Source organism: Corynebacterium minutissimum, assembly GCF_000805675.1.
Taxonomy (GTDB): domain Bacteria; phylum Actinomycetota; class Actinomycetes; order Mycobacteriales; family Mycobacteriaceae; genus Corynebacterium; species Corynebacterium minutissimum.
Map to the genome: position 1 here is coordinate 116,857 of NZ_JSEF01000015.1, position 23,122 is coordinate 139,978.

A 23,122-nucleotide genomic window follows, 5' to 3' on the forward strand; every position below is an offset into this window, starting at 1 on the left:
TCCCTCTACTTTTACCACAGGGTTAGACCCGTGCCCACCGCATCGAGTAGAAGCGCCACATCACGCCCACCATGCGGATAAGGATAAATGCTGCAATACCGCCCCAGACCCCAGCCAAACCGGCATTGAGGGCATAGGCCAACCACACTCCAGGTAGGAAGCCCAAGAGTACAGACGCCAGTGTCAGCGTGCGAAGGAAGGCGGCATCCCCCGCGCCCAAGAGCACACCATCGAGAGCGAAGACCACTCCGCCGATCACGACAAGGAAGGTCATGACCCACCAAGGGCCAGAAATAACGTCAAGAACTTCTGGACTGGTGGTGAAAATACGCGGGATAACACCGGAACCCAATGCCAGGATCGTGGCAAGAGCAAGGGAGAAAGTCGTGGAGTACACCGTCACCTTCGTGCCCACCGTGCGGGCATAGCGCGCGGAACCGGCACCCAAGGCAGCGCCAGTTAGCGCTTGGGCCGCAATGGCAAGAGAGTCCAGCACGAGGGCGAGGAAGTTCCACATCTGCATCATGATCTGATGTGCGGCAAGTTGCGCAGTGCCAATTCGGGAAGCCACCGCCGCTGCGGAAAGAAAAGCCACTTGGAAGCTCATTGAGCGCACAATGAGGTCGCGGCCAAGGACCAATTGGCGGCGCACGACGTGCCACTTCACCTCCCATGAGCCTGTGTGCTCACGGCGCAGTTCCCACAGGAAGAAGGCAGCAATGATGCCCATTCCCATCACCGTGGCAGCGGCAGAGCCCGGCAACCCCCACAAATGAACGAAAATGGGTACCGCGATGGCACCCGGGATCATGCCAGCGAGGGTGAAGTACAGAGGCTTGCGAGTATCTTGCACGCCTCGCATCCAACCATTGCCCGCCATCTCAACGAGCGTGAGAGGAATAGCGAAAGCCGCAATGCGCAACCACTGGGCTGTTCCTTGTGCAGTTTCCGGATTACCAGTCAGCCAGGTTGCAAAGACACCCGCGAAGAGCCACATGATGGTCGCCAAAATCATTCCGGCGCCCACTGCGACCCACGTGGCCTGTACGCCTTCGGCCACGGCCTCTTCGCGTTTGCCTGCGCCGAACAGGCGTGACGACCGCGCGGTCGTGCCATAAGAAAGGAAGGTGAGCTGGGTAGTGACTACCGAATGCAGAGTGGCCGCCGCGCCTAACGACGCCAATTGGGAGGCACCAAGGCGTCCCACGACCGCAGTATCAAGCAGAAGGTACAGCGGCATAGCCGCGAGAACACCGAGTGCGGGAATGGCGAGGCGAAAAACCTCGCCGGCGGTTACCTTGACTGGTTGCTCTGGCTCCATTTAGGTCAGTGCACCTACCAGCTGCGCAGTGACCTCCTCAGGAGTTCCGTGCGCGGTGTAGCCGGCTGCCGGGACGTGCCCTCCACCGCCGAACGTGAGGGCCACATCGGCACAGTTAACGGCGGACGATCGCAGGGACACCGCCCACACCTGGGGGGCCTGTTCCTTAAAGACGACGCCGATATCGGTGCCTTTCAAGGCACGGACGTAATCCACGAAGGATTCAATGGCAGAATCTGCGTGGGAGATGACTTCCTCGTAGGGCACGAAAAGCACGGCGAGGCGGTGCTCGCCTGCTTCCTTGATGGTAAGCCCAGAAAGCACACGGCCGATCATCTGGAGGTCGTCGGCAGTATTGGAGTCCATGAGCTCAAGCGCGATGTTCTTGGTATCAAGCCCGTAGAGCATAAGGCGCGCAGCAATGTCATGCATGGCGGGGCGCCCCCAGCGGAAGTTTCCGGTATCGGTCACAAGCCCCGCATACAGGCAGTGCGCAATGACCCGATCAATCTGGACGGAGATTCTATCGAGGATATCGAGCAAAACGACCGTCGTGGACTCGCACACCGGATCCACCACGTTAATCGAGCCGAAGCCCTCGTTCGAGGAGTGGTGGTCGATACACAGAACACGGCCGGCTGCGGCCAACTCTGCGATGCTGTCCGCTACCGAGCCTGTACGGTCCAACGAGCCACAGTCCAGGGTGACGTACAGGTCATAGCCCGTAGGAAGCTCATCTACCAACTCGATCTCATCCACGGTCGGAATAGAAAACAGGTTGGCGGAAATATCACGACGCTGACCAATGACCGTGCGGGTTTGCTTCCCGCGTTGGCGCAGGGCCAGAGTCAGCGCCGCTGCCGAACCTACTGCATCAGCATCGGGCCGCAGATGTGTAATGATGCAGACGCTGCTGGCTTGGACCAGCGCATCTACTGCAGCTTCGTAGTTGGTCCGTGACACTTAGTCCTCTTCCCTGTCCGAGGTCTTGTACGGGTTAGCATCACCGGCCGGCTTCGCATTCTCCTTCAACTTCGCCAGCTCCTCGTCTCGTGCGCGGGCGCGAGCAAGGAGGTCCTCCATGTGCGCCGAAGCCTCCGGAACGGTATCAAGCTCGAAGGACAGTGTCGGAGTAAACCGTACTGAGAGCTGGTCGCCCACAATCTTGCGAAGCTGGCCCTTGGCTCGGTTGAGGGCTTCAGCAGCTTGGTCGAAGTCAGGCTCCGCGTCAATATCCTTACCGCGGACGGTGTAGAACACGGTGGCATCATGCAGGTCACCGGTAACGCGGGCGTCGGTGATAGTCACCAATTCAAGGCGGCGATCTTTAATCTGGCGTTCGATAGCACTGGCCACGATGGCCTGGATGCGCTTGGCCATGCGGGCAGCACGTGCGTGATCAACCATGGTGATGCTCCTTTGAGTTCTGTTCGTGATAACTAGTCTAGGATACCGATCCGACACGGCCTGCCGAAACCGCACCGAAAGAACGACGAAGCCCAGCCAGAAATACTGGCTGGGCTTCAATCACAGACGAGCTTGTTGCACGCGATTAGTCGCGTGGGACCTCGACCTCTTCGTAGGCCTGGATGATATCGCCTACCTGGATGTCCGGGTAGGACAGGACCATACCGCACTCGTAGCCGGCATTGATCTCGTTGGCATCATCCTTTTCGTGACGTAGCGACTCAATCTTCGCATCGCTGGTGACGACGTTGCCGTCACGCACGAGGCGAACCTTGCCGTTGCGCTTGACCTTGCCCTCGGTAACCATGCAACCAGCGATGGTGCCGACAGCGGAGGACTTGAACAGTGCGCGGATCTCTGCGGAACCGGTATCGCGCTCCTCGTAGATGGGCTTAAGCATGCCCTTGAGAGCAGCCTCGACCTCTTCGATAGCGCGGTAAATCACCGTGTAGTAGCGCACATCAACGCCCTCGGCGTTTGCTTCCTCGGTGGCCTTACCCTCAGCGCGGACGTTGAAGGCAATAATGACGGCGTCGGAAGCGGCTGCCAAGGAAACGTTGGTCTGAGTGACGGCACCAACACCACGGTCGATGATGTTGAGCTGTACCTCGTCGTCGACGTCGATCTCCAGAAGCGCATCCTCGAGGGCTTCGACCGAACCGGCGTTGTCGCCCTTGAGAATAAGGTTGAGCGTCGACGTTTCCTTGAGCACTGCATCCAGATCCTCGAGGGACACACGCTTGCGCGCCTTTGCCTGGAGTGCAGAACGCTTACGGGCGTCGCGCTGTGCTGCGATCTGTCGTGCCACGCGGTCGTCTTCAACGACAAGCAGGTTGTCACCAGCTCCCGGCACGCCGTTAAGGCCCTGAACCTGAACCGGACGGGACGGGCCGGCCTCTTCGACGTCGTGACCAAACTCATCAAGCATGCGGCGTACACGGCCGTGCGAGTCACCGACGACGATGGAGTCACCGATGCGCAGCGTACCGCGCTGAATGATGACAGTAGCCACTGGGCCACGGCCGCGGTCGAGGTGTGCCTCGATAGCAGCACCCTGGGCGTCCATGTCTGGGTTCGCGGTAAGCTCCAGCGCAGCATCAGCAGTCAGGATGACAGCTTCCAACAACTCATCAATGTTGATGTTGTTCTTGGCAGAGATGTCCACGAACATGGTGTCGCCACCGTACTCTTCCGGTACGAGGCCGTACTCGGTGAGCTGACCACGAATCTTGTCCGGGGATGCCTCTGGCTTATCAATCTTGTTCACTGCCACCACAACCGGGATATCTGCGGCCTTGGCGTGGTTGATTGCCTCAATGGTCTGCGGCATCACGCCGTCATCAGCAGCAACCACCAGGATGGCCAAGTCGGTGGACTTGGCACCGCGGGCACGCATAGCCGTGAAGGCCTCGTGACCAGGGGTATCCAGGAAGGTAATGGTGCGCTCGCCATCCTCAAGGTCGACGGTGGTCTGGTAAGCACCAATGCCCTGGGTAATGCCGCCAGCCTCATCCGCACCTTCGTTGGTCTTACGGATGGTATCGAGCAGGCGGGTCTTACCGTGGTCAACGTGACCCATAACGGTCACGACCGGCGGACGCTTCTCCAAAGCCTCTTCGCCGCCCTCGTCCTCACCAAACTGGAGGTCGAAGGACTCGAGCAACTCACGGTCCTCGTCCTCTGGGGAGACGACCTGAACCTCGTAGTTGATCTCAGAGCCAAGCAGCTGCAAGGTGTCCTCGGACACGGAGGCCGTTGCGGTCACCATTTCTCCAAGGTTGAACAGTGCCTGTACCAATGCCGCCGGATCGGCACCGATCTTCTCAGCGAAGTCCGCCAGGGAAGCACCGCGACGCAGGCGTACAACCTTGCCGCCACCGTCAGGCAGGCGTACGCCGCCTACCTCGTGCTTCTGCTGCTCTTCAAACTCATGGCGCTTCTGACGCTTCGACTTCTTGCCACGACGAGGAGCGCCACCAGGACGGCCGAACGCACCGGCAGTGCCGCCGCGACGACCGCCGCGACCACCACGGAAGCCACCAGGGCCGCCGCCGGGTCCACCGTGGCCCGGGCCACCGCGACCACCACGACCACGACCGCCGCCACCGCCACCAGGTGCCTTCGACGGCATGCTGGCCGGGTTCGGGTGAGACGGCATCATGGCCGGCGACGGACGGCGACCTCCGCCACCCTTGTTTCCTTCACCCTGCGGGCGTCCGCCGCCCTTGCCACCGCGGGTATCGCCCGGCTTAGCGCCCGGACGCTGACCCTTAGAGCCACCCGGACGGGGTCCCGGGCTGGGGCGATCGCTGGAGCCGCCCGTGGAGAACGGGTTGTTGGCTACGCGGCGAGTACCGCCCGGCTTCGGCATAGAACGCGGCGTAGCGCGTTCGCCGCTCTTAGCCGAGCTCTTCTGCTGAGCGCCCGGCTTCGGAGCACCACCCGGCTTGGGTGCGTTTGCTCCCGGCTTCGGGGTTCCGCCTGGCTTCGGGGCAGCTGCACCCGGCTTCGGAGCACCGCCTGGCTTCGGGGCATGAGATCCCGGCTTCGGAGCACCGCCTGGCTTCGGCGCGGACGTAGCAGATTGGTTGGCTGCCGGCTTCTTCGCGGCAGGCTTCTTCGCACTCGAGCCGGATGCGGCGGGCTTATCCTTCTTCTCCCCGCCCTGGTCTTCCTTAGCTTCGTAGTGCGCACGCATCTTCTTAACCACCGGCGGTTCGATGGTCGAGGACGCGGTTTTAACGAACTCGCCCTGTTCCTTCAGCGTGGCGAGTAGTTCCTTGCTGGTTACACCGAGCTGCTTTGCCAGCTCGTGTACACGTAGCTTTCCGGGCACTTGTCTCCTCTTTAATCGTCCTAGGAGCCAAGACCGCGGAAATACGGCTTGACCCCTAGTTAATGGCTATGGACTTTCATCGCTGATGCTGCTTCATGGTTGTGCGCTCATCAGTGTTCGGTCTTCCTTTTTAACTCTGGGCCGCACGGGCTAACACCCGCCGACTGCACCTGCTGCTGTGCAGCAAGGTACTCACGTACGTGACCTGTGTCCACATCAGTGGACAATCGGAGCGCGCGCCTGAAGGCACGTGTTCGCTCCGCCAGCGCTACTGCTTCCAGATTCGGCGTAATCCACGCTCCCCTTCCGGGAAGCCTGCGACGCGGGTCTGGAACAACACGGCGACCTTCAGGATCGTTCCTATCGGCAACAACTCTGAGCAGTTCCGTGTCGGGATGCTTCTGGCGCGTGGCGATACAAGTACGGAGTCGTTGTCCCTGAGACATCCAACTCCTTACGTTGCGCCGCCACTGTTACTACGCCACAGCATTCCTGCATGTGGGCCGTTGTCTAGTCTACGCGAAAACGGGCCAAACCTTTAATTCCGGCGCGGTTTAATCGCGTGCAGCGTCCGAGTGAATATCGATCTTCCATCCGGTCAGACGCGCTGCGAGGCGGGCGTTCTGGCCTTCCTTGCCGATGGCCAGCGAAAGCTGGTAGTCCGGCACGGTGACTTTAGCCACCTGCGCCTCTTGATCGAGGACCTCCACGCGGACAACTTTGGACGGTGCCAAGGCATTGCCGACGTAAATGGCAGGGTCCTCATTGAAATCGATAATGTCGATCTTCTCGCCGCCAATTTCCCGCATGATGTTGCTCACGCGTGCACCTTTCGGTCCGATGCACGCACCTTTGGCGTTGAGCCCCTTAGCGTGTCCCACAACGGACACCTTGGAACGGTGTCCTGCCTCGCGAGCGATGGCGATAAGTTCTACGGCGCCGTCAGCAACTTCTGGGATCTCCAGCTCGAAGAGGCCACGCACCAGTTCTGGGTGCGTACGCGACAACGTGATCTGAACCTTGGCACCATTACGGTTGACACCCACAACATAGGCCTTCACGCGGTCGCCGTGCTCGAGTTTTTCACCCGGCAGCTGTTCAGCTGGCAGCAAAATAGCGTCCTGCGAATCATGCTCGGTGCCCAATTGCACCACGACGACGCCTCGTTTATTGGCGTGGATATCGCGCTGCACCACGCCCGATACGACGGTTCCGATGAGCTCAGAGTAGGAGTCGTAGGTCCGCTCAGCCTCGTCCTCGCGCAGTTTACGCAGGATGGCATCACGCACTGCCTGGGCACCGATGCGGCCGAAATTCTCCGGGGTGTCATCGTATTCGCTGATGACCTCACCAGTCTCCGGATCGCTCTCTGTGACGATGACGGCCACGGCGCCACTGTCAGCATCGATGTCCACGCGGGACTTCGTGCCGGCCGCCTTGGTCTCGGCAGACTCAGTGCGGTAATCCAGATAGGAATACAAAAGGGCACCCGCGATGGCTTCGAGCAGGTCCTTGACGGGGACGCCACGCTCGCGCTGAATTGTACGGAGTGCCTCTAGGTCAATATTCACTTATTAATCCTCTCGGGTTGCCGAGTTCTGCTCGGCGAAGTCAAACGTCTGCATAGCCGCCTCCAGCTCCTGTGCTGAAGGTTGAGCAAATTCAATTTCTACCACCGCGCGGGTGATGTTTTCCAATCGCTGGGTCTGGTACTGCACCTCCTTCTTCACAGTCGTGATGAGCGCCACTGATTCTTCATCGTCGGATACGGCGCCGATGCGGGCGACGTGGGTGGTATCGGGGGCGTCGACAAGCGCAAAGCCCACGAGACGCTGACGGTTTCGGCGCCAATGCCGGGCAGCAGTGAGTGGGAAATCCACGCCTGGAGTTGAGACCTCAAGGGTGTATCCAGCACCAAAGTTGAGCTCGCCGGCCTCTTCCTTCGCATCGAACAAGGCAGAAATGTCCTGCGACAGCTCCTCAATGACATCCGAGCTTGGGCGCTCGTCACCGTCGACACGGATGATGACCTGTGATTTCTTTCCTGCCCGCGTGGTCTTCACGTCCTCGACGTCAAGGCCACGACGCGCGGCGACCGGCTGCAGGATGTCAGTAAGTTGTGCGGGTGTTGGGAATGCCATGCGCTCTAGACTAGGCCACACGGGTAGGGTCTATCGCGTGAACCGCCGAGTAGTAGTACCTGCCTTGTTCCTCTGTGCCGCGCCATGGCTGAGTGGCTGCCAAGCCACCGATGCCGTCGTCGATTATTTTGGGCCGCACGCTGACCCAGCCTTGGCCTCGCTGGCGCAGGCAGCAAGCGCTGATGCTGAGGCACTAAAGGAGCTCGATGTCGATGCCGCCTCGCTGCGCGCGCAGCAGGCTGAGGAGCTCTACGCGGAGATTGATCGTCTATGTGGCCGCAATGAGGAGGGCGAGGCCCCGCGCTCTTGCGAGGTCGACCACGATGTCGAGCCGCGGGAAGCTGCAGATGTTTCGGCCGTGCTGGGCGACGCCTCCGCTGCCACCGAGGAGCAGCTCGACCACGTCGCACCTGAGTCCCGAGCACTCGTCGTGGCACAAGCCATTGCGCTCGAAGCGCGGAACGGCAAGGAACCGGGGGACGCGCCTGAGCTCACCACCGCGGAGCAGGATCAGGCGGCGGAGCTACTCGAGTGGGAATACCAGCAGGTATATGCCCTTGACTTCGCGCGCTCCTACGCCGCACCAGACCTGGAGGAGACTATCGACGAACGCCTCACCGTGCATGAGCACCGCGTCCTAGAGCTGCAGACAGCCTTAGAAAAGCTCGGCGCCGTACCTCAGCCCGCGGCGGCCTATGATTCTCCTGATGGTGCATTACCTCACGATGGCGACTCAGCACGCGACTTCATCGACATCATAGCCCACAATGACACTCTGAAGTGGACCGATGCTGCCACGCGGGCCGCGGCGACTGCAGAAAGCGATAGCAAGGCTGAAGCCACATCCGCCTGGCGGCGGTGGCTTATCGCGGTTGCGGCGCAATCGCACCGCTTCCACACCGCCTAAGCGCGTGGCCTAGTTCTTGTCCGCGTACAGCGACCAGGCGTAGCGCATAACAGGAATCTGCAGCGGCAAGCGCACCGCGTGATAGATCTTCTTGCCAGTGGACGCCTTGCCACTCGAAAGATCCTTGTACGCCTGATAGAAGTTCGCAGGCCACACCGCTGCCAGCAAAGCAAAGGCGGACAGGCCACCAAGCTTGCGCGTCGAGGGGTTGGCCAGCAGCCCACCGGTCACCACCTCCCAAGCACCAGAGGTGAAGTTGTAGAAGCGAGCCGACCCCGGCAACTGCGGCGGAATGATCGACTCGAAAGGCTCCGGCTTAGCGAAGTGCATGATGCCCATGGCGGAGAGTGCTCCGGCCATCGGGTACGTCAGTGCGGGTTTGTGTGAACTCATGCCCGCAAGCGTACGCTTCCTGTCAGCTAGCCGCGGATGAGCTTGGTGAGCGTATCCACGATCTCGTCCGCCGGAACCTCGCGGGTCTCTCCACCGCGAATGCGCAGCTCAATGATGCCGTCGGCGAAGGAGCGACCAAGGATTGCAATAAAGGGCATGCCGAGTAGTTCGGCGTCCTTGAACTTCACGCCTGGGGAGACCTTGGGGCGGTCGTCGAAAAGCACCTCGATGCCCGCACGGTCCAAATCCTCCACAAGCTTCTGACCGGCTTCCATGGCGGCAGCGTCCTTATTAGCCACAGCCACGTGTACCTGGTACGGGGCTACGGCCACAGGCCAGTTGAGGCCCTTCTCATCGTGGCGCTGCTCTGCCAAAACAGCGAGCATTCGGGTCACGCCGATGCCGTAGGAGCCCATGGTGGGAACGGCGCGCTTGCCGTTCTCATCGAGAATCTGCACGTCAAAGGCTTCGGTGTACTTGCGACCCAACTGGAAAATGTGGCCCAGCTCAATGCCGCGCTCCAGGGTCAGCGTGCCCTGGCCATTCGGGGCAGGGTCGCCTTCCTTGACCTCGGCGGCCTCAATGAACTCGTCCACGGTGAAGTCACGGCCAGCCACGCAGCCGACGACGTGGCGGTTCGGGGCATCTGCGCCGGTAATCCAGGACGTACCAGAAACCACGCGCGGATCAGCATAAACCTTGACGCCGTTGGCGTTGAGCGCGCGCGGGCCAACGTAGCCCTTGACCAGGAAGGAATTCTTCTTGAAGTCTTCCTCCCCTGCGAGCTCGAACTCAGCCGGCTCGAGTGCAGCCTCAAGGCGCTTCTCATCGAGACCACGGTCACCCGGGATAAGAACGGCAGCTAGCTCCCATTCCTTCTCTTCTTCCGTGGCCGCGGGGCCGGCTACCTTGATCATCATGCACTTGAGGGTGTCCGCTGCGGTGACCTCGTGGTCGCCGACAGTAATGCCAGCACCCTGTGCCCACTCCACCAGAGACTCAATGGTCTCAGCGTCCGGGGTGTCATGCTCCTGTGCTTCCGGCACACCATCGAAGGGGATTTCTTCCGGCGCCTGGGTTACTACTGCTTCCACGTTGGCGGCGTAGCCGCCTTCGGTAGAGCGCACGAAAGTATCTTCGCCAACCTCGGAGACAGCCAAAAATTCCTCAGAAGCCGAGCCACCCATCGCACCAGAGGTGGCCTTACAGATCGCGTAGTCGATCTCTAGTCGGTCGAAGATATTCTGGTAGGCCTTGCGGTGACGGGCATAAGACTCATCGAGCCCCTCGTCCGTCATGTCGAAGGAATAGGAATCCTTCATGGTGAACTCTCGTCCGCGAAGCACGCCGGCACGGGGGCGCTCCTCATCGCGGTACTTCGTCTGAATTTGGTAAAGCGTGACTGGGAAATCCTTGTAGGAGGAGTACATGTCCTTCACTGCGGTGGTGAACATCTCCTCATGTGTGGGGCCTAGCAGCATGTCCGCACCTTTGCGGTCCTTGAGACGGAAGAGATTATCGCCGTATTCCGTCCAACGGTTGGAGGCCTCATAAGGATCACGCGGCAACAGGGCTGGGAAGAGAACTTCTTGACCGCCGATGGCGTTCATCTCCTCACGGATAACGTCCTCAATCTTGCGCATGGCGCGAAGACCAAGCGGCAGCCACGTGTACACGCCCGGCGCGACGCGGCGCACGTAACCTGCACGGACGAGAAGCTTGTGGCTGGGTACTTCGGCATCAGCCGGATCCTCACGAAGAGTACGGAGGAAAAGCTCAGAAAGACGTGTCATCATGGTTGCTCAGTCTACATCGCTAGCATGTAGCCATGCTGATCATCCTCCCTCCTTCTGAGACAAAGGCCCACGGCGGCAACGGCGCCGCCCTCAACTGGGATGGGCTCTCCTTCCCAGCGCTTAATCCCATCCGGCGTGAGATTGCCGCAGAGCTTCAGTCTCTCGACGTTGATGAAGCCCTCGAGGTACTGAAGATTTCGGAGAAATTACGCGCGGAGGCCGAATCTAACCGCCAGTTGGAGAACTCGCCCACCATGCCTGCATTGGAGCGCTTTACCGGAGTGCTGTACGACGCCCTCGATGCCCCTTCCCTTCCCCCAGAAGCGCGGCGCTACCTCGCCGTGGGCGATGCATTATTTGGTCTGGTGCACGCCGATGACCTCATCCCGCACTACCGGCTCTCCGGCGGCACGAAATTGGGTGGGAGGACTCTCAAGTCACGGTGGGGCACTGCCATTAGCGACGAGCTGCGCGCGCTTGCCGAAGACGAACTTGTCATCGACATGCGTTCTGGCACCTACCAGCAGCTGGGCAAGCTCAAGGAGGCAGCTACAGTCCGGGTGGAGTCCGTCCAAGAAGACGGCTCACGCAAGGTGGTCTCCCACTTCAACAAGCACTACAAGGGGAAACTTGCCCAAGTACTCGCGCTCCACGGCAGCGAGGTGGAGTCCATCGACGATGCGGCACGGGTTGCTAAGGCTGCTGGTATGAGCACTGAGCTTCGTGGCAGTGAGCTAGTCCTCGTGGTCTGACTTATCCATTTATCCATTTATCCAGCCCCTGCAATTTATCCATTTATCCATTTATCCAGCTGGGGTATCATTAGCCACATGACTGGAAACCCGTTTCGTCCTACATTCGGCGCCAGCCCCCTAAAATGGGCTGGCCGCAACGCGGTGCTCGATGACTTTCGAGCAGGGCTCAATGGCGGCGTGGGAAACCCAAATCGCGCCATGCTCATCAGCGGCCACCGCGGGATGGGAAAGACTGTTTTGCTTACCGAACTCGAGGATATCGCCGCACAGCAGGGTTGGGTCATCATCAGAGTGAGCGGACGCAGCGACGCTATCAAGGAACTTGTCGAATCCATTATTCCCTCCAAAATCCAAGAACTTACTTCCCCTTCAACTCGCCGTATCAAAGAAATTCGTATCGCAGGCGTCGGCGGTATAGGCACCGAAGAAACGAGTGTTCCACCAGTGCCAACGCTCGAATCGAAGCTCAGAGAACTATCCGGCCACCTTCATGAAAGCGGCATCCTCATCACTATGGACGAGGTTCAAGACGCTGATCCATCAGATCTCGAGCGCATCGCCGTAGCCTTTCAGCACCTCGTACGCGACGAATTCACCGTGGCTATAGTCATGGCGGGTCTCACTGCTGGCGTGGACCAACTCTTACACTTGCCCGGAACTACATTTTTGCGCCGCGCCCGACGTTTCCGGCTAGGACCAGTAAACTCTACTGCCACGCTTGCCGCATTCACGGACACTTCTGCCCTTACGCATATCCACTTCGATGCCGACGCAGCTGTAACCGCCTCCAACGCCAGCCACGGCTACCCTTTCCTCATCCAGCTCATTGGCTATCTAGCGTGGAAGTCAGCAGCAACTGCCAACCATGCTGTGATCACCACATCGACGGTGAAGGATATTATCCCTGAAGCAGTCTCGATGATGGGCGAGCAAGTTCATGACCCCGCAGTACGCGCACTAACACCTCGGCAAATGGACTATCTTTACGCTTTAGCACGCGTGGCAGACAACGCGGGGGAAGCCCTATCCCGAGCGGTGGCTGAAGAATTGGAGTCTTCAACGACGTCGACTAGCGAAGTGAGGGCTCGCCTCCTAGAACAGGGGCTTATCGATGCTCCTCGCCACGGCACGGTCGCACTGGGGCTGCCCTATCTGCGTGAGTATTTAAGCTCTGGTGGTGAGCAAACGCTCGTAGATTGACGCGCTACACCAACGGGTTATAGCGCAAACTGTTGCGCTTAAGCTCGCACTCCGTGGCAATGGCAATGCCGGAAGCAATTTCGCCTCGTTCGCGCAGGCGGAATAGCGCATCCACGACTCGGTCACGCAGACCCCAAGGATCGATGGTGTTGATATAGACCTTGGTGCCGCCCTCAAATCCGGCGAGTGTGGATACGCGCAGCTTGATCATGACGCGCCACGGCTGTGGCAAGTCCACACTAGGTGGGCGGTGGTGCCACTCTTCGTTGCAGGCCACGTCTGGTCCGACTGCCGCATGGGCAGCGTGGATGAGATCCGACATGCCGCGAACCTCTCCTGGAGTTTGTTCCCATGGCTCACAGCGCGGCGACTTGGAAAATATTTCCAGAGTGGGATAACGGTGACCAAAACCTGCGAAGAGCACTGCATACTCATTTTCCGCAATAACGAGATTGCGCTTAGCGGCGTAGCCTACTGCCCAGTCGTTGTACATGTTTGGGTGCCCGCGCAAGATCGCGTTCTCCTGGTTAGCGGCCATGCCTAGTGCGTCGATAGCCACAAGCTGCTTGTGCAAGTGGTCAAAGGACGCGCCGGCCGGGGCTAGCCAGTTCTGGAAGACAGCCACGTAGGCAGCGTAACGGTTACGTTGGTAGAGCTCACGGGTCGAATCAGCAGTAAAGGTCGTAAGCAAAAAGTGCTCATCAGGACTCAGCGTGCCCGAGGAGGCCAGCTGGCTATCGTCCGTGGCGCCGTCGACGAAGTGGCGCGAGCCGATAATGACGTCGTGGCAGCCGCCAAAGAAGCCGTCGGCGAGGGCGAGCAGGGATTCGTCGTCAAGCTCGGCGTCCTTTCCCGCCGCCGTGAGCTTTGTGCGCACCACGTTCAGCACGTGCGCACGCCCCGCTTCATCGGCCTCATAGCGTTCCTTATGTCGCGCCAAGTCGTCATCCATGGTGAAACCATAATTGTCATGCCAATAGTCGTAGGAGACGATTTCAAACAAGTTCGGAACGCGTCTGAAGGCGGGACATGAACTATCGAGCTCATGGGGCAAAAGGCCGCGTTGAATCTCCCCGGAGGGAAGAATGCGGGACTTCTCAGGAGGGGTATCCAGCATGCGGCCGGAGCAAAAGGCACAGGTGTGAGAAAAAGCGTCACCGGTCAACGGTTGCGGGTCTTTCGCTGGGCGCGTGAACGGGCGGTTACCGCGACCTGGCACCGTCCACACCTCAGTTCCGGAAAAGGGGTTGACCTGTTTTACAGTGCCATCCGCCATGGTCTGGATTGGCTCGACGCGGCTAAAGAGTGCTTGGCTCATGCAGCCCAGCGTAGACCTCCGCAGATATCCGTGCGACTAGACTGGGAGCCTATGCAGCACCGATTCTTCGAAGTAGATGTCTTTGCCACCGGCCCATTCAGTGGCAACCCGTTGGCCGTCATTGCTGATGCAGATGGCTTAAGTACCGAAGAGATGCAGCGCATCGCGCACTGGACCAACTTCTCAGAAACCACCTTCCTGTGCTCACCCACCGATCCGGCTGCCGATTACCTTGTCAGGATCTTCACTCCCTACGAGGAATTCCCTTTTGCTGGTCATCCGACGCTGGGCAGCGCACGCGTCGCGGCGGAGCTCTCCGGCAAGAGTGGAACCTTGATACAAGAATGCGGAGTGGGCCTGGTGACTGTTCGCCAGGAAGAAGGCCGCTTTGCCTTCGCTACCCCACCTCTCGTGCGGGAGGGAGCGTTGTCAGAAAAGGAACTAGGCGAGGCAGTGTCGGCATTGGGTATCTCCACAGACGAGGTGGTTGATTCCGGGTGGGTCGACAACGGCCCCGGCTGGCGCCTTGTCCAACTCGCCTCCGCTGACGCCGTGAGAGCTCTTACCCCCACGCCGACCCCAGGCGTCAAGGTTGGTGTCGTGGGGCTTAGCTCCAGCACCGATAAGGCCGAGGGCCCAGCCTATGAGGTCCGCGCCATCACTGCCCAGTTCGAGGACCCCGTCACCGGTTTCTTCAACGGCGGTGCAGCGCAGTTCTTGCGTGCGAAGGACGCCGTTCCCGCGCAGTACACGGCGACCCAGGGTAGCCAGGTGGGCCGCGATGGCCGCGTCTTCATCGAGGACGACGGCACGAGTATCTGGGTTGGCGGCGAAGCCCACGTGCGGGTGCGCGGAACACTGGAGTCCTAGAATGCCTGACTCAACTCTCCCCATTGAGCTCCACCATGATTTCGCCGCCCACCTGCCCAGTATGGTTGCCGCTGCCCGCGGCGAAGAACAGCCTGCGGCACGTCTCATAGCACTCAATGAGGAGCTCGCCGTCGAGCTGGGCCTCGACCCCGACTGGCTGCGCAGCGAACAGGGCCTCGAATTCCTTCTTGGGCGAGGCCCAGACACTGCCCATGCCATGGCTTATGCTGGGTTCCAGTTTGGCCAGTACAACCCCTCCATGGGTGATGGTCGCGCGCTTCTTCTCGGCGAAATCAGCGGGCCCACTGCCCCACAGAACCCAGCCGGCCTATGGGACCTCCACGCCAAGGGAACCGGCGTTACCCCTTACTCGCGCTACGGTTCCGACGGCCGCGGCACCCTGCGCTCCATGTTGCGCGAGTACCTCTTCTCTGAAGCTATGCATGCGCTCGGTGTGCCAACGACGCGGTCATTAGCTGTTATTGCTACTGGGCGGCCCATCCAGCGCCAGACTGTTGAGGAAGCCGGCGTGCTCGTGCGCGTCGCATCGAGCCACATTCGCGTCGGTTCCTTCCACTTTGCTGCCCACTCCCAGCAGCCTGGGTTGCTGCAAAAGCTCGCGGATTACACAATTGCACGCCACTACCCCGGTGCGGGTTATCGTGAACTCTTCACTCGCGTCATGGATGCGCAAGCAGCCACCGTGGCTGGTTGGATGCAGTTAGGCTTCATCCACGGTGTCATGAATACCGATAACACCACGCTCTCTGGTGAAACTATCGACTATGGCCCCTGCGCCTTCATCGAAAACTACGACCTCAACGAGTGTTTTAGTTCCATTGATACGCAGGGCCGCTATCGTTTTGGCCGCCAGCCGGACATGGTGGGCTGGAACCTAGCGCGTCTGGCAGAGTCGCTGCTGCCGCTTTTCGACGACTCCCCCGACACCTCCCTCACGTGGGCGCAGGAAGCTATCAACTCCTTTGGCAAGCGCTATGAACAGGCACGCCGGGAGGAAGCCTCACAACGGCTACAGTTGCCGGACGCGCTTTTCACCGACTACACCACTGCGCTCACCACCGCTGGGCCCGACCTCACGCTTGCGCACCGCGCCCTCGTGGCTGCCGCCACTGGTTACCACGCAGCGGCGTACGAGCTCTTTGGGGACGAGGGGTTCGTCGATCGGTACTGCGCTAGCTCCCCCGGTGTCGCGACGCTCGAAGGGTCCGTTCCGCGCGTGGTTCCTCGCCCGCGATTCGTGGAAAAAGCGCTCACTGACAGGGCCGAGTTTTCCCGCTTCTATCACGCCGCAACCCACCCCTATGATGCGACACCTGAGTATGAAAAGCCTGGTGGTACCGAAGGCTATCTCACGTTCTGCGGCACGTAGAAACACACCAACGCCCCGAGGTCTCCGCAGGAAAGGGAACGGAGTCTCTCGGGGCGCCGGTGCGTCTCTATCTCTCACTGCCACGCTCCCGGTCGGTTTCTCAGGCCGACCGCCCCGCGTGGCTGGGGTTCTCTCTATCTCTCGCATGCGCTCTCTCAAACGCACAACATAAGTATGGAGCTTGTGCCTTGAGGAAGCATTCCATCGCACTGAACGCTTCCTGCGAGTTACTGAGAGTTAGCTGAACACCTAGTTTTGCTCAAGCTGCAGGGTCTTCTGGGTGTACTCCCACATCTCGTTGTAGAGCTTCTTGTCCTTGGAGAGCTTGACGCCGTAGGACGGGATCATTTCCTGAATCTTGTCGCCCCACTGGATCATGCGCTCGCCGAAGCAGCGCTCGAGCAGCTCGACCATCACGGCCGGAGTAATCGACGCACCCGGGGATGCGCCGAGCAGACCGGCGATATTGCCCTCCGGGTTGTTGATAAGAGTAGTACCGAACTCGAGGGATCCGAACTGCGGTGCACCGGCCGGCTTAATGACCTGAACGCGCTGACCAGCAACGACGGTCTCCCAATCGTTCGGATCCGCATTCGGAACATATTCCTTGAGGGTTTCGACGCGCTTGTCGAAGTCTTTGAGAACCTCCGACACGAGGTACTTCGTCAAACCGAACTCCTGTGCAGCAACACCCAGGTAGGAGGTCAGGTTGTCAGGACGGATGGACTTGAACAGGTCCAGGTACGAGCCCTTCTTGAGGAACTTCGGGGACCAGCCACCATATGGACCAAACAGCAGACCCTTTTCGCCGTCGATGACGCGGGTGTCCAGGTGCGGCACGGACATCGGCGGAGCGCCGACAGCAGCCTTGCCGTATACCTTGGCGTTGTGCTGCTCCACCAGTTCCGGGTTCTTGGAGCGCAGCCACAAACCAGACACAGGGAAACCAGCGAAGCCGGAGACCTCACGCACGCCTGCCTTGCGCAACAGGTCCAGAGCGTAACCGCCAGCACCCACGAAAACGAACTTGGCGTGGACAGCCTCGTAGTCGCCGGTGTGCAGGTTCTTGGCCGTCACGCGCCACTTGGAGCCATCACGCTTGATGTCAACCACCTCGTGGCCGTAGCGGATCTCAGTACCAGCGGCTTTCGCGGCGGTAAAGAACTGCTTAGCAAGTGCGCCAAAGTTGACGTCGGTACCAGCATCGGTCCACGAAATAGCCACCTTCTGTGCATTGAAGTCACGGCCCTCAGACATGAGCGGCAGATTCTCCTGGAAGGTGGCATCATCATCACTAAACTGCATGTTCGGGAACATGTGGTTGTCCTTGAGCGCATCGAAGCGGCGCTTGAGGTAATCCACCTGAATGGAGCCCTGCGCAAAGGACACATGCGGAACCTGGTTGATGAACGCACGCGGGTCCGTAAGAATACCGTTGTTGAGCTGGTGAGACCAGAACTGGCGAGAAATCTGGAACTTCTCGTTAATGTTCATAGCCTTGGAAACGTCAATGCGGCCGTTCTTCTCTGGGGTGTAATTCAACTCGCACAGTGCAGAGTGACCGGTACCAGCGTTGTTCCACGGGGAGGACGACTCAAGCGCGGGACCATCGAGGCGCTCAAAGACCATCTGGGTCCAGCTCGGCTCAAGTTCACGGAGCATGGCTCCGAGGGTGGCGCTCATAATACCCGCGCCGATGAGGGCAACCTCAACCTCGTCTACTACTTGTGCTGTCTTCTTGTCGGAGGACACTGTACTTATTACCTCTTTGAGTCGATATATTCGATGTGGTCAAGTGCCCTGAGCAGGAACTACACAGGGCGGGGTGCAAAAGCGCTCGACGATGCTAGAAACCAAGCTGGCACGCAGGTCCACACATGGTAGACCCGTCAAGCATTACCTTCACCTTACGCCCCCTGTGATGAAATAGGCATTCCTAAGGAAAGAAATGCCCGATCCGCTGCGAGTTACCCCTTTTGTGGTGCATGCCATAAGCCTTCGTGAACACAGCCCACAGCACCAAGTTAGTTTCACGCCCTATTATGTGGGCCATGACTATTAATAATCGCGCATGGACCGACGACATACTTGGACCGGATTTCCAATCCACCCCACTTGAGCTCGGCGTTGACCCCGATGGTGAGGGGGACGTGCGCGCTACGCTGGTGCGCTACTGCCCTGGCGGCGAGGAATCTGCCGCTCACGATGATCGCCCAGCCATCGTGTGGGTCCACGGCATGACGGATTATTTCTTTCACACCCACGTCGCCGAATACTTCTATGAGCTGGGCTATGCCTTTTATGCCGTGGATCTGCGCAAGTGCGGACGCTCCCGGCAGGAAGGCCAAGCCTGGCATTACATTAGCGACCTCCGGTATTACGACGCCGACCTGAACGCAGCGCTCGATGCCCTCCCCAACCCCTCCGTGGTTATTCTGGGCCACTCAACGGCAGGCACGATTGTCGCCTTGTGGCTCGACCGACTGCGCCGTACCGACTCCGCGCGGTTCGCGCGTATTGCGGGCGTTATTCTTAACAGCCCTTGGTTGGCCATGATGGGAATTTCGGATACTGCCTATGAAGCTGCCAAGCACGTGGTTTACGCTGGCGCGAGAATTGCTCCGCGATTCGCCATTCCCGGCGGCGACCTCACTGCGTATGGCGAATCGGTACATGCGAGCCACCATGGCGACTGGGATTATGACCTGACGCTGAAGCCCCTAGGTGGGCACGAGAAATACCTCGGCTGGCTGGCAGCCGTCTTCCGTGGTTTCGATGCTATCCACTCCGGCCACGTCAACATTGGCGTGCCGCTGCTGACGATGACCTCTCACAGGTCGGAATTGGGCAAGGAGTATTCGGAATCGTCGAATACGGCAGACACGGTCGTCGATACGCGCCAGAGCCAGCGCTGGGCCAAGGAATTAAGTCCTCACTACTCCCTCCACGTGGTCCGCAACGGCCGTCACGACCTCTTCCTCTCCCGCCCCGAACCGCTTGACGACGCCTTCTCCGCCTCCGCCGAGTGGCTGCGTACCGTCGTGCCGGCTGAGTAGTGAGCGGTTGCCTAGAATGGCGCCATGACTTCCGCACAACACTTCGACCTCGTCATCATCGGTACCGGATCGGGAAATTCCATCCCTTCTCCAGAATTTGATGACAAGAGCATTGCCATCATCGAGAAGGGAACCTTCGGCGGTACCTGCCTCAACGTCGGGTGCATTCCCACCAAAATGTACGTGTACGCCGCCGACGTGGCTCTAACTGCACGTGAAAGCGAACGCCTCGGGGTCAGCGCGCATGTGGACTCTGTGGATTGGGACGCTATTGTCTCCCGCGTCTTCCACAACCGTATCGACCAGATTGCCCAAGGCGGCGAGGCCTACCGCCGTGGCGAGGAGACGCCGAATATTACGGTCTTTGACCAACATGCCCGGTTTATTGGCCCGAAGACGCTGCGCTGCGGCGAGGACACTATTACCGGCGATCAGATTGTCATTGCCACCGGTTCACGCCCAGTTCTCCCCGAGCCCTACGCCAGCGCCGATGTCCCCGTTCACACCAACGAGGACATCATGCGTTTGGAGCAGCAGCCGCAGAGCCTCATCGTTGTGGGCGGCGGATATATCGCCATGGAGTTTGCCCACGTCTTTGATGGCTTGGGCACCAAGGTCACCGTGGTCAACCGTTCTGAGAAGCTCCTTCGCTTCCTCGATGAGGATCTGAGCACGCGGTTCAATGACATTGCCCGTAAGCGTTTCGATGTCCGCATCGGCACCGGCACAGCTCTCGAATCTACAGAGAACGGCGTGCGACTCACGCTTGATGACGGCACCGTACTGGAAGCAGAGGCCATTCTCGTCGCCACCGGGCGAAAGCCCAATGGCGACCAGATGGATCTGTCCACCAGCAACATTGAGATGCATGAGGATGGGCGCATCAAGGTCGATGACTTCGGCCGCACCACGTGCGACGGCGTGTGGGCACTGGGTGATGTTTCCTCGCCCTACATGCTCAAGCACGTCGCTAATGCTGAACAGCGCGCAGTGCAACACAACCTCCTTCACCCAGAGGACTTGCAGCATATGCCGCACGAGCACGTTCCCTCCGCTATCTTTACCCATCCTCAGATAGCCACGGTGGGCCTTACCGAGGCCCAGGCACGCGACAACGGCTTCGACGTCGCTGTCAAGGTCCAGAACTTCGGAGATGTCGCTTATGGCTGGGCCATGGAGGACTCCACGGGAGTCTGCAAGCTCGTGGCCGACCGGGCGACCGGAAAGCTTCTTGGCGCGCACCTCATGGGCCCGCAGGCCTCTACGCTAATCCAGCAACTCATCACTGCGATGGCTTATGACATCGATCTGCGCGACTTTGCTCGCTCGCAGTATTGGATCCATCCGGCTCTACCAGAAGTCGTGGAAAATGCTGTTTTAGGTCTGGAATGGTAATTAGATTCACGGATGTGACGCATTTCACTTTTGATGCAGCGCCGCCCGGCACAATCAGCTAAACCGCACCGTAAGGGACTCTTTACACGGACAACATCTCACAGCTTGCATCCAGCTGCCTACTTATTTTGGGGGTAGTCTCCCCGCGAAGGAGTAGGAATATCACAACCGGCGTGCATTTTGAGTGGCCGTTGGCTACGTTTTATACAGACACCGGAATGAGTCGATGCTCTCACCGGCTCAGTGTGTTTTGGGGATACCAAACCAATCCCTATTCCAGTGAATCAAGGCTCCTCTGTTTGGATGCCTTGCACGTACGACATTAAGGACATTTGATATGCGTATCCGCAATGCAGCCCTCGCCGGCGCTACCGCTCTCGCAGTTGTTTTCGGCGGCACCACCGTTGCCACCGCAGCCACCTTCGACGGCTCCAACACCACCGAAGCTGTCGAAGACGCAAAGGGCGGTCAGCCTTACGACAAGGAGGGCGGTTCCCTGTCCTCCAAGGTCGGCGGTTGGTTCAACATCGATGAGGACGACAACATCGGCACCGAGGCTGACGGCCGTGCCATCTTCGGTTCTTCCAAGACCGACTACAACAAGGACAACGCTGACGAGAACGGCGAGCTCGAGACCTTGGAAGGTCAGCCAACCTGGGCCAAGACCTTCTACGGCGTGGGCATCGCCAGCGCTGTGGCTTCCGTAGCCGGCCTCATCGGCATTGTTTACAACTTCTTCGTCCACGGCCCGTCCTTCTAAGCCGTCTCCCTCACACACTTTTCCGAAAGGTTTTAACTTCATGCGTAACTTCCGCACCGCCGCCGTTGCTGCTGCAACCGCCGCTTCCGTTGCTTTCGCTGGCACCTCTGTAGCTTTCGCTGCTGAGACCGAGGAGACCACCCTCTCCTCCGAGCTGTCCTCCGCTAACGACGAGGTCAAGGAGAACGACAGCGACCAGACCCTGTCCTCCAAGTGGGGCGACGCTACCGGCGCTGACAAGAAGGTCGCCGGCGCCGACCTCTTCGGCGAGAACACCGCTGATGGCACCACCAACGAGACTTGGGCCGAGATCTGGCGCGAGGGCACCTACGCTGCCCTGGGCACCGCAATTGCAGGCGCCTTGGCCGCTGCCTACAACTTCGCTGTGTACAACCACATCGTTCCGGCACACGTTCTGGATCCGTTCTTCCGCCGCTAATTCCTTAGCGCCGTAAAAGCGCCCCACTCCATTCAGGAGTGGGGCGCTTTTACTCTTCAAGGCCCAAAGTAAGGGCCCTCTGACGCAGATCTTGAACTCGCCGCCAAAATCTAGCGGATCTGCGTCAGTTAGGGCCCTTGGGTTACTTAATTGGTTTGGTGTGCCAGCGGTTAGCTCTTAGTCAAGCTCCCCCGGCAGGGTGAGGATCTCGTTACCGTCCTCAGTGATGACGATGGTGTGCTCGAACTGTGCCGTGAACTTGCCATCGGTGTTTTGTACGGTCCAGCCGTTATCCCAGATTTCATAGTCAAGGGAGCCAAGGTTGATCATCGGCTCAATGGTCAAGGTCATGCCCGGCTCCAGGATGTCGCGGTAGGTCATGGAGTCGTAGTGCAGGACGACGAGTCCGTTGTGGAAGGTCGGGCCCACGCCATGGCCGGTAAAATCCGTTACCACGTTGTACCCAAAGCGCTTGGCGTAGGACTCAATGACGCGGCCAATAACGTTAATCTCACGGCCTGCCTTCGCCACCTTGATGCCGCGCATCATGGCTTCCTTGGTGCGCTCCACAAGCAGCTTGTGCTCCTCAGAAACGTTGCCAGCCAAGAAAGTGGCGTTCGTATCACCATGGACTCCGTTCTTGAAGGCGGTGACATCAATATTGACGATGTCACCGTCCTCAATCACCGTCGTATCCGGGATACCGTGACAGACAATCTCGTTGAGCGACACACAGCACGACTTCGGGAAACCCAAGTAGCCCAGCGTGGAAGGGTAGGCGCCATGGTCACACATATACTCGTGGGCCACGCGATCCACCTCATCCGTGGTAACACCAGGCGCCACGGCCTTGCCAGCTTCCTGGAGGGCGTTGGCCGCGATGCGTGATGCCTCACGCATCGCCTCGATGACCTCCGGGGTCTGAATGAAGGGCTCGCCTTGAGCCTCCTGTACGGTGTCCTTCCACACGTACTCAGGACGCTCGATGTCCTTCGGAACTGTGCGGATAGGAGTATCTTTTTCTTGCTTCAGCTTCGCGCGCGTAGTCATGACTACCCATGGTAGCCCTCTGTCCTCA

21 protein-coding genes are annotated in these 23,122 nt (G+C 59.5%); 9 read left to right on the forward strand and 12 right to left on the reverse strand.

Annotated features, from left to right (window positions below):
- Nucleotides 1-22: 22 nt before the first annotated feature.
- The 7 genes from NX84_RS08610 to rimP all read right to left on the reverse strand — a co-directional run bounded on the left by NX84_RS08610 (nt 23) and on the right by rimP (nt 7,765).
- A complete protein-coding gene (locus tag NX84_RS08610; protein WP_039675865.1) occupies nt 23-1,321 on the reverse strand; it encodes an MATE family efflux transporter in 1,299 nt (432 codons plus the stop codon).
- Nucleotides 1,322-2,284: a DHH family phosphoesterase gene (locus NX84_RS08615; RefSeq protein ID WP_039675868.1), complete on the reverse strand. Its 963-nt coding sequence runs from the start codon at nt 2,282-2,284 to the stop codon at nt 1,322-1,324.
- Nucleotides 2,285-2,728 (reverse strand): 30S ribosome-binding factor RbfA, encoded by a 444-nt coding sequence (gene rbfA, locus NX84_RS08620; protein ID WP_039675870.1) that lies wholly within the window; start codon nt 2,726-2,728, stop codon nt 2,285-2,287.
- 145 nt (nt 2,729-2,873) lie between these two features.
- Entirely contained in the window at nt 2,874-5,624 is a 2,751-nt protein-coding gene (gene infB, locus NX84_RS08625) for a translation initiation factor IF-2 (RefSeq protein WP_039675872.1), read from the reverse strand.
- A gap of 110 nt (nt 5,625-5,734) precedes the next feature.
- Complete coding sequence (locus tag NX84_RS12665; RefSeq protein ID WP_082013942.1) at nt 5,735-6,070, reverse strand: YlxR family protein; 336 nt, start codon at nt 6,068-6,070, stop codon at nt 5,735-5,737.
- 108 nt (nt 6,071-6,178) lie between these two features.
- Nucleotides 6,179-7,195 carry a transcription termination factor NusA gene (nusA, locus tag NX84_RS08630; protein ID WP_039675875.1) on the reverse strand — a complete coding sequence of 339 codons (1,017 nt, stop codon included), beginning with the start codon at nt 7,193-7,195 and terminating at the stop codon, nt 6,179-6,181.
- A 3-nt stretch (nt 7,196-7,198) separates the two neighbouring features.
- Nucleotides 7,199-7,765 carry a ribosome maturation factor RimP gene (rimP, locus tag NX84_RS08635; RefSeq protein ID WP_039675877.1) on the reverse strand — a complete coding sequence of 189 codons (567 nt, stop codon included), beginning with the start codon at nt 7,763-7,765 and terminating at the stop codon, nt 7,199-7,201.
- A gap of 37 nt (nt 7,766-7,802) precedes the next feature.
- Here rimP and NX84_RS08640 point away from each other — a divergent pair, with 37 nt between their 5' ends.
- The gene (locus tag NX84_RS08640) at nt 7,803-8,672 is read left to right on the forward strand and encodes a hypothetical protein (RefSeq protein WP_039675879.1); all 870 of its coding nucleotides are present in this window, start codon (nt 7,803-7,805) and stop codon (nt 8,670-8,672) included.
- A gap of 9 nt (nt 8,673-8,681) precedes the next feature.
- On the opposite strand, the gene NX84_RS08645 is transcribed toward NX84_RS08640, so the two are convergent.
- Both NX84_RS08645 and NX84_RS08650 read right to left on the reverse strand, forming a co-directional pair.
- A complete protein-coding gene (locus tag NX84_RS08645) occupies nt 8,682-9,065 on the reverse strand; it encodes a DoxX family protein (protein WP_039675881.1) in 384 nt (127 codons plus the stop codon).
- 26 nt (nt 9,066-9,091) lie between these two features.
- Nucleotides 9,092-10,861, reverse strand: coding sequence for a proline--tRNA ligase (locus tag NX84_RS08650; RefSeq protein ID WP_039675883.1), 1,770 nt, complete (start codon nt 10,859-10,861; stop codon nt 9,092-9,094).
- Nucleotides 10,862-10,893: 32 nt separating this feature from the next.
- Between NX84_RS08650 and yaaA the strand changes: the two genes are divergently transcribed.
- Entirely contained in the window at nt 10,894-11,613 is a 720-nt protein-coding gene (yaaA, locus tag NX84_RS08655; protein WP_039675885.1) for a peroxide stress protein YaaA, read from the forward strand.
- Nucleotides 11,614-11,691: 78 nt separating this feature from the next.
- A complete protein-coding gene (locus NX84_RS08660; RefSeq protein ID WP_039675887.1) occupies nt 11,692-12,816 on the forward strand; it encodes an ATP-binding protein in 1,125 nt (374 codons plus the stop codon).
- A gap of 4 nt (nt 12,817-12,820) precedes the next feature.
- On the opposite strand, the gene NX84_RS08665 is transcribed toward NX84_RS08660, so the two are convergent.
- Complete coding sequence (locus NX84_RS08665) at nt 12,821-14,134, reverse strand: DUF4921 family protein (protein WP_174519865.1); 1,314 nt, start codon at nt 14,132-14,134, stop codon at nt 12,821-12,823.
- A 51-nt stretch (nt 14,135-14,185) separates the two neighbouring features.
- Here NX84_RS08665 and NX84_RS08670 point away from each other — a divergent pair, with 51 nt between their 5' ends.
- Nucleotides 14,186-15,004, forward strand: coding sequence for a PhzF family phenazine biosynthesis protein (locus NX84_RS08670; protein ID WP_039675889.1), 819 nt, complete (start codon nt 14,186-14,188; stop codon nt 15,002-15,004).
- Between the two features lies 1 nt (nt 15,005).
- Entirely contained in the window at nt 15,006-16,394 is a 1,389-nt protein-coding gene (locus tag NX84_RS08675) for a protein adenylyltransferase SelO family protein (protein WP_039675891.1), read from the forward strand.
- A gap of 249 nt (nt 16,395-16,643) precedes the next feature.
- Here the strand turns inward: NX84_RS08675 and mqo are convergent, their stop codons facing one another.
- On the reverse strand, nt 16,644-18,146 hold the full coding sequence (gene mqo / locus NX84_RS08680; protein WP_039675893.1) for a malate dehydrogenase (quinone): 1,503 nt from the start codon (nt 18,144-18,146) through the stop codon (nt 16,644-16,646).
- A 299-nt stretch (nt 18,147-18,445) separates the two neighbouring features.
- On the opposite strand from mqo, the gene NX84_RS08685 reads away from it, so the two are divergent.
- From NX84_RS08685 to NX84_RS08700, 4 genes are all read left to right on the forward strand, one after another.
- The gene (locus NX84_RS08685) at nt 18,446-19,450 is read left to right on the forward strand and encodes an alpha/beta hydrolase (protein ID WP_039675895.1); all 1,005 of its coding nucleotides are present in this window, start codon (nt 18,446-18,448) and stop codon (nt 19,448-19,450) included.
- Between the two features lie 24 nt (nt 19,451-19,474).
- On the forward strand, nt 19,475-20,845 hold the full coding sequence (gene mtr, locus NX84_RS08690) for a mycothione reductase (protein WP_039675898.1): 1,371 nt from the start codon (nt 19,475-19,477) through the stop codon (nt 20,843-20,845).
- A 337-nt stretch (nt 20,846-21,182) separates the two neighbouring features.
- On the forward strand, nt 21,183-21,605 hold the full coding sequence (locus tag NX84_RS08695; RefSeq protein WP_039675899.1) for a hypothetical protein: 423 nt from the start codon (nt 21,183-21,185) through the stop codon (nt 21,603-21,605).
- Between the two features lie 40 nt (nt 21,606-21,645).
- On the forward strand, nt 21,646-22,044 hold the full coding sequence (locus NX84_RS08700; RefSeq protein WP_039675900.1) for a hypothetical protein: 399 nt from the start codon (nt 21,646-21,648) through the stop codon (nt 22,042-22,044).
- A gap of 177 nt (nt 22,045-22,221) precedes the next feature.
- Here the strand turns inward: NX84_RS08700 and map are convergent, their stop codons facing one another.
- Nucleotides 22,222-23,094 carry a type I methionyl aminopeptidase gene (gene map, locus NX84_RS08705; protein ID WP_039675901.1) on the reverse strand — a complete coding sequence of 291 codons (873 nt, stop codon included), beginning with the start codon at nt 23,092-23,094 and terminating at the stop codon, nt 22,222-22,224.
- Nucleotides 23,095-23,122: the final 28 nt, after the last annotated feature.

Bases quoted from the DNA above. Each gene is read 5' to 3' on its own strand.
- NX84_RS08610 (WP_039675865.1), bottom strand. From the start codon at position 1,321: ATGGAGCCAGAGCAACCAGTCAAGGTAACCGCCGGCGAGGTTTTTCGC.
- rbfA (WP_039675870.1), bottom strand. From the start codon at position 2,728: ATGGTTGATCACGCACGTGCTGCCCGCATGGCCAAGCGCATCCAGGCC.
- NX84_RS12665 (WP_082013942.1), bottom strand. From the start codon at position 6,070: ATGTCTCAGGGACAACGACTCCGTACTTGTATCGCCACGCGCCAGAAG.
- rimP (WP_039675877.1), bottom strand. From the start codon at position 7,765: ATGGCATTCCCAACACCCGCACAACTTACTGACATCCTGCAGCCGGTC.
- NX84_RS08645 (WP_039675881.1), bottom strand. From the start codon at position 9,065: ATGAGTTCACACAAACCCGCACTGACGTACCCGATGGCCGGAGCACTC.
- NX84_RS08650 (WP_039675883.1), bottom strand. From the start codon at position 10,861: ATGATGACACGTCTTTCTGAGCTTTTCCTCCGTACTCTTCGTGAGGAT.
- yaaA (WP_039675885.1), top strand. From the start codon at position 10,894: ATGCTGATCATCCTCCCTCCTTCTGAGACAAAGGCCCACGGCGGCAAC.
- NX84_RS08660 (WP_039675887.1), top strand. From the start codon at position 11,692: ATGACTGGAAACCCGTTTCGTCCTACATTCGGCGCCAGCCCCCTAAAA.
- NX84_RS08665 (WP_174519865.1), bottom strand. From the start codon at position 14,134: ATGAGCCAAGCACTCTTTAGCCGCGTCGAGCCAATCCAGACCATGGCG.
- NX84_RS08670 (WP_039675889.1), top strand. From the start codon at position 14,186: ATGCAGCACCGATTCTTCGAAGTAGATGTCTTTGCCACCGGCCCATTC.
- NX84_RS08675 (WP_039675891.1), top strand. From the start codon at position 15,006: ATGCCTGACTCAACTCTCCCCATTGAGCTCCACCATGATTTCGCCGCC.
- NX84_RS08685 (WP_039675895.1), top strand. From the start codon at position 18,446: ATGACTATTAATAATCGCGCATGGACCGACGACATACTTGGACCGGAT.
- mtr (WP_039675898.1), top strand. From the start codon at position 19,475: ATGACTTCCGCACAACACTTCGACCTCGTCATCATCGGTACCGGATCG.
- NX84_RS08695 (WP_039675899.1), top strand. From the start codon at position 21,183: ATGCGTATCCGCAATGCAGCCCTCGCCGGCGCTACCGCTCTCGCAGTT.
- NX84_RS08700 (WP_039675900.1), top strand. From the start codon at position 21,646: ATGCGTAACTTCCGCACCGCCGCCGTTGCTGCTGCAACCGCCGCTTCC.
- map (WP_039675901.1), bottom strand. From the start codon at position 23,094: ATGACTACGCGCGCGAAGCTGAAGCAAGAAAAAGATACTCCTATCCGC.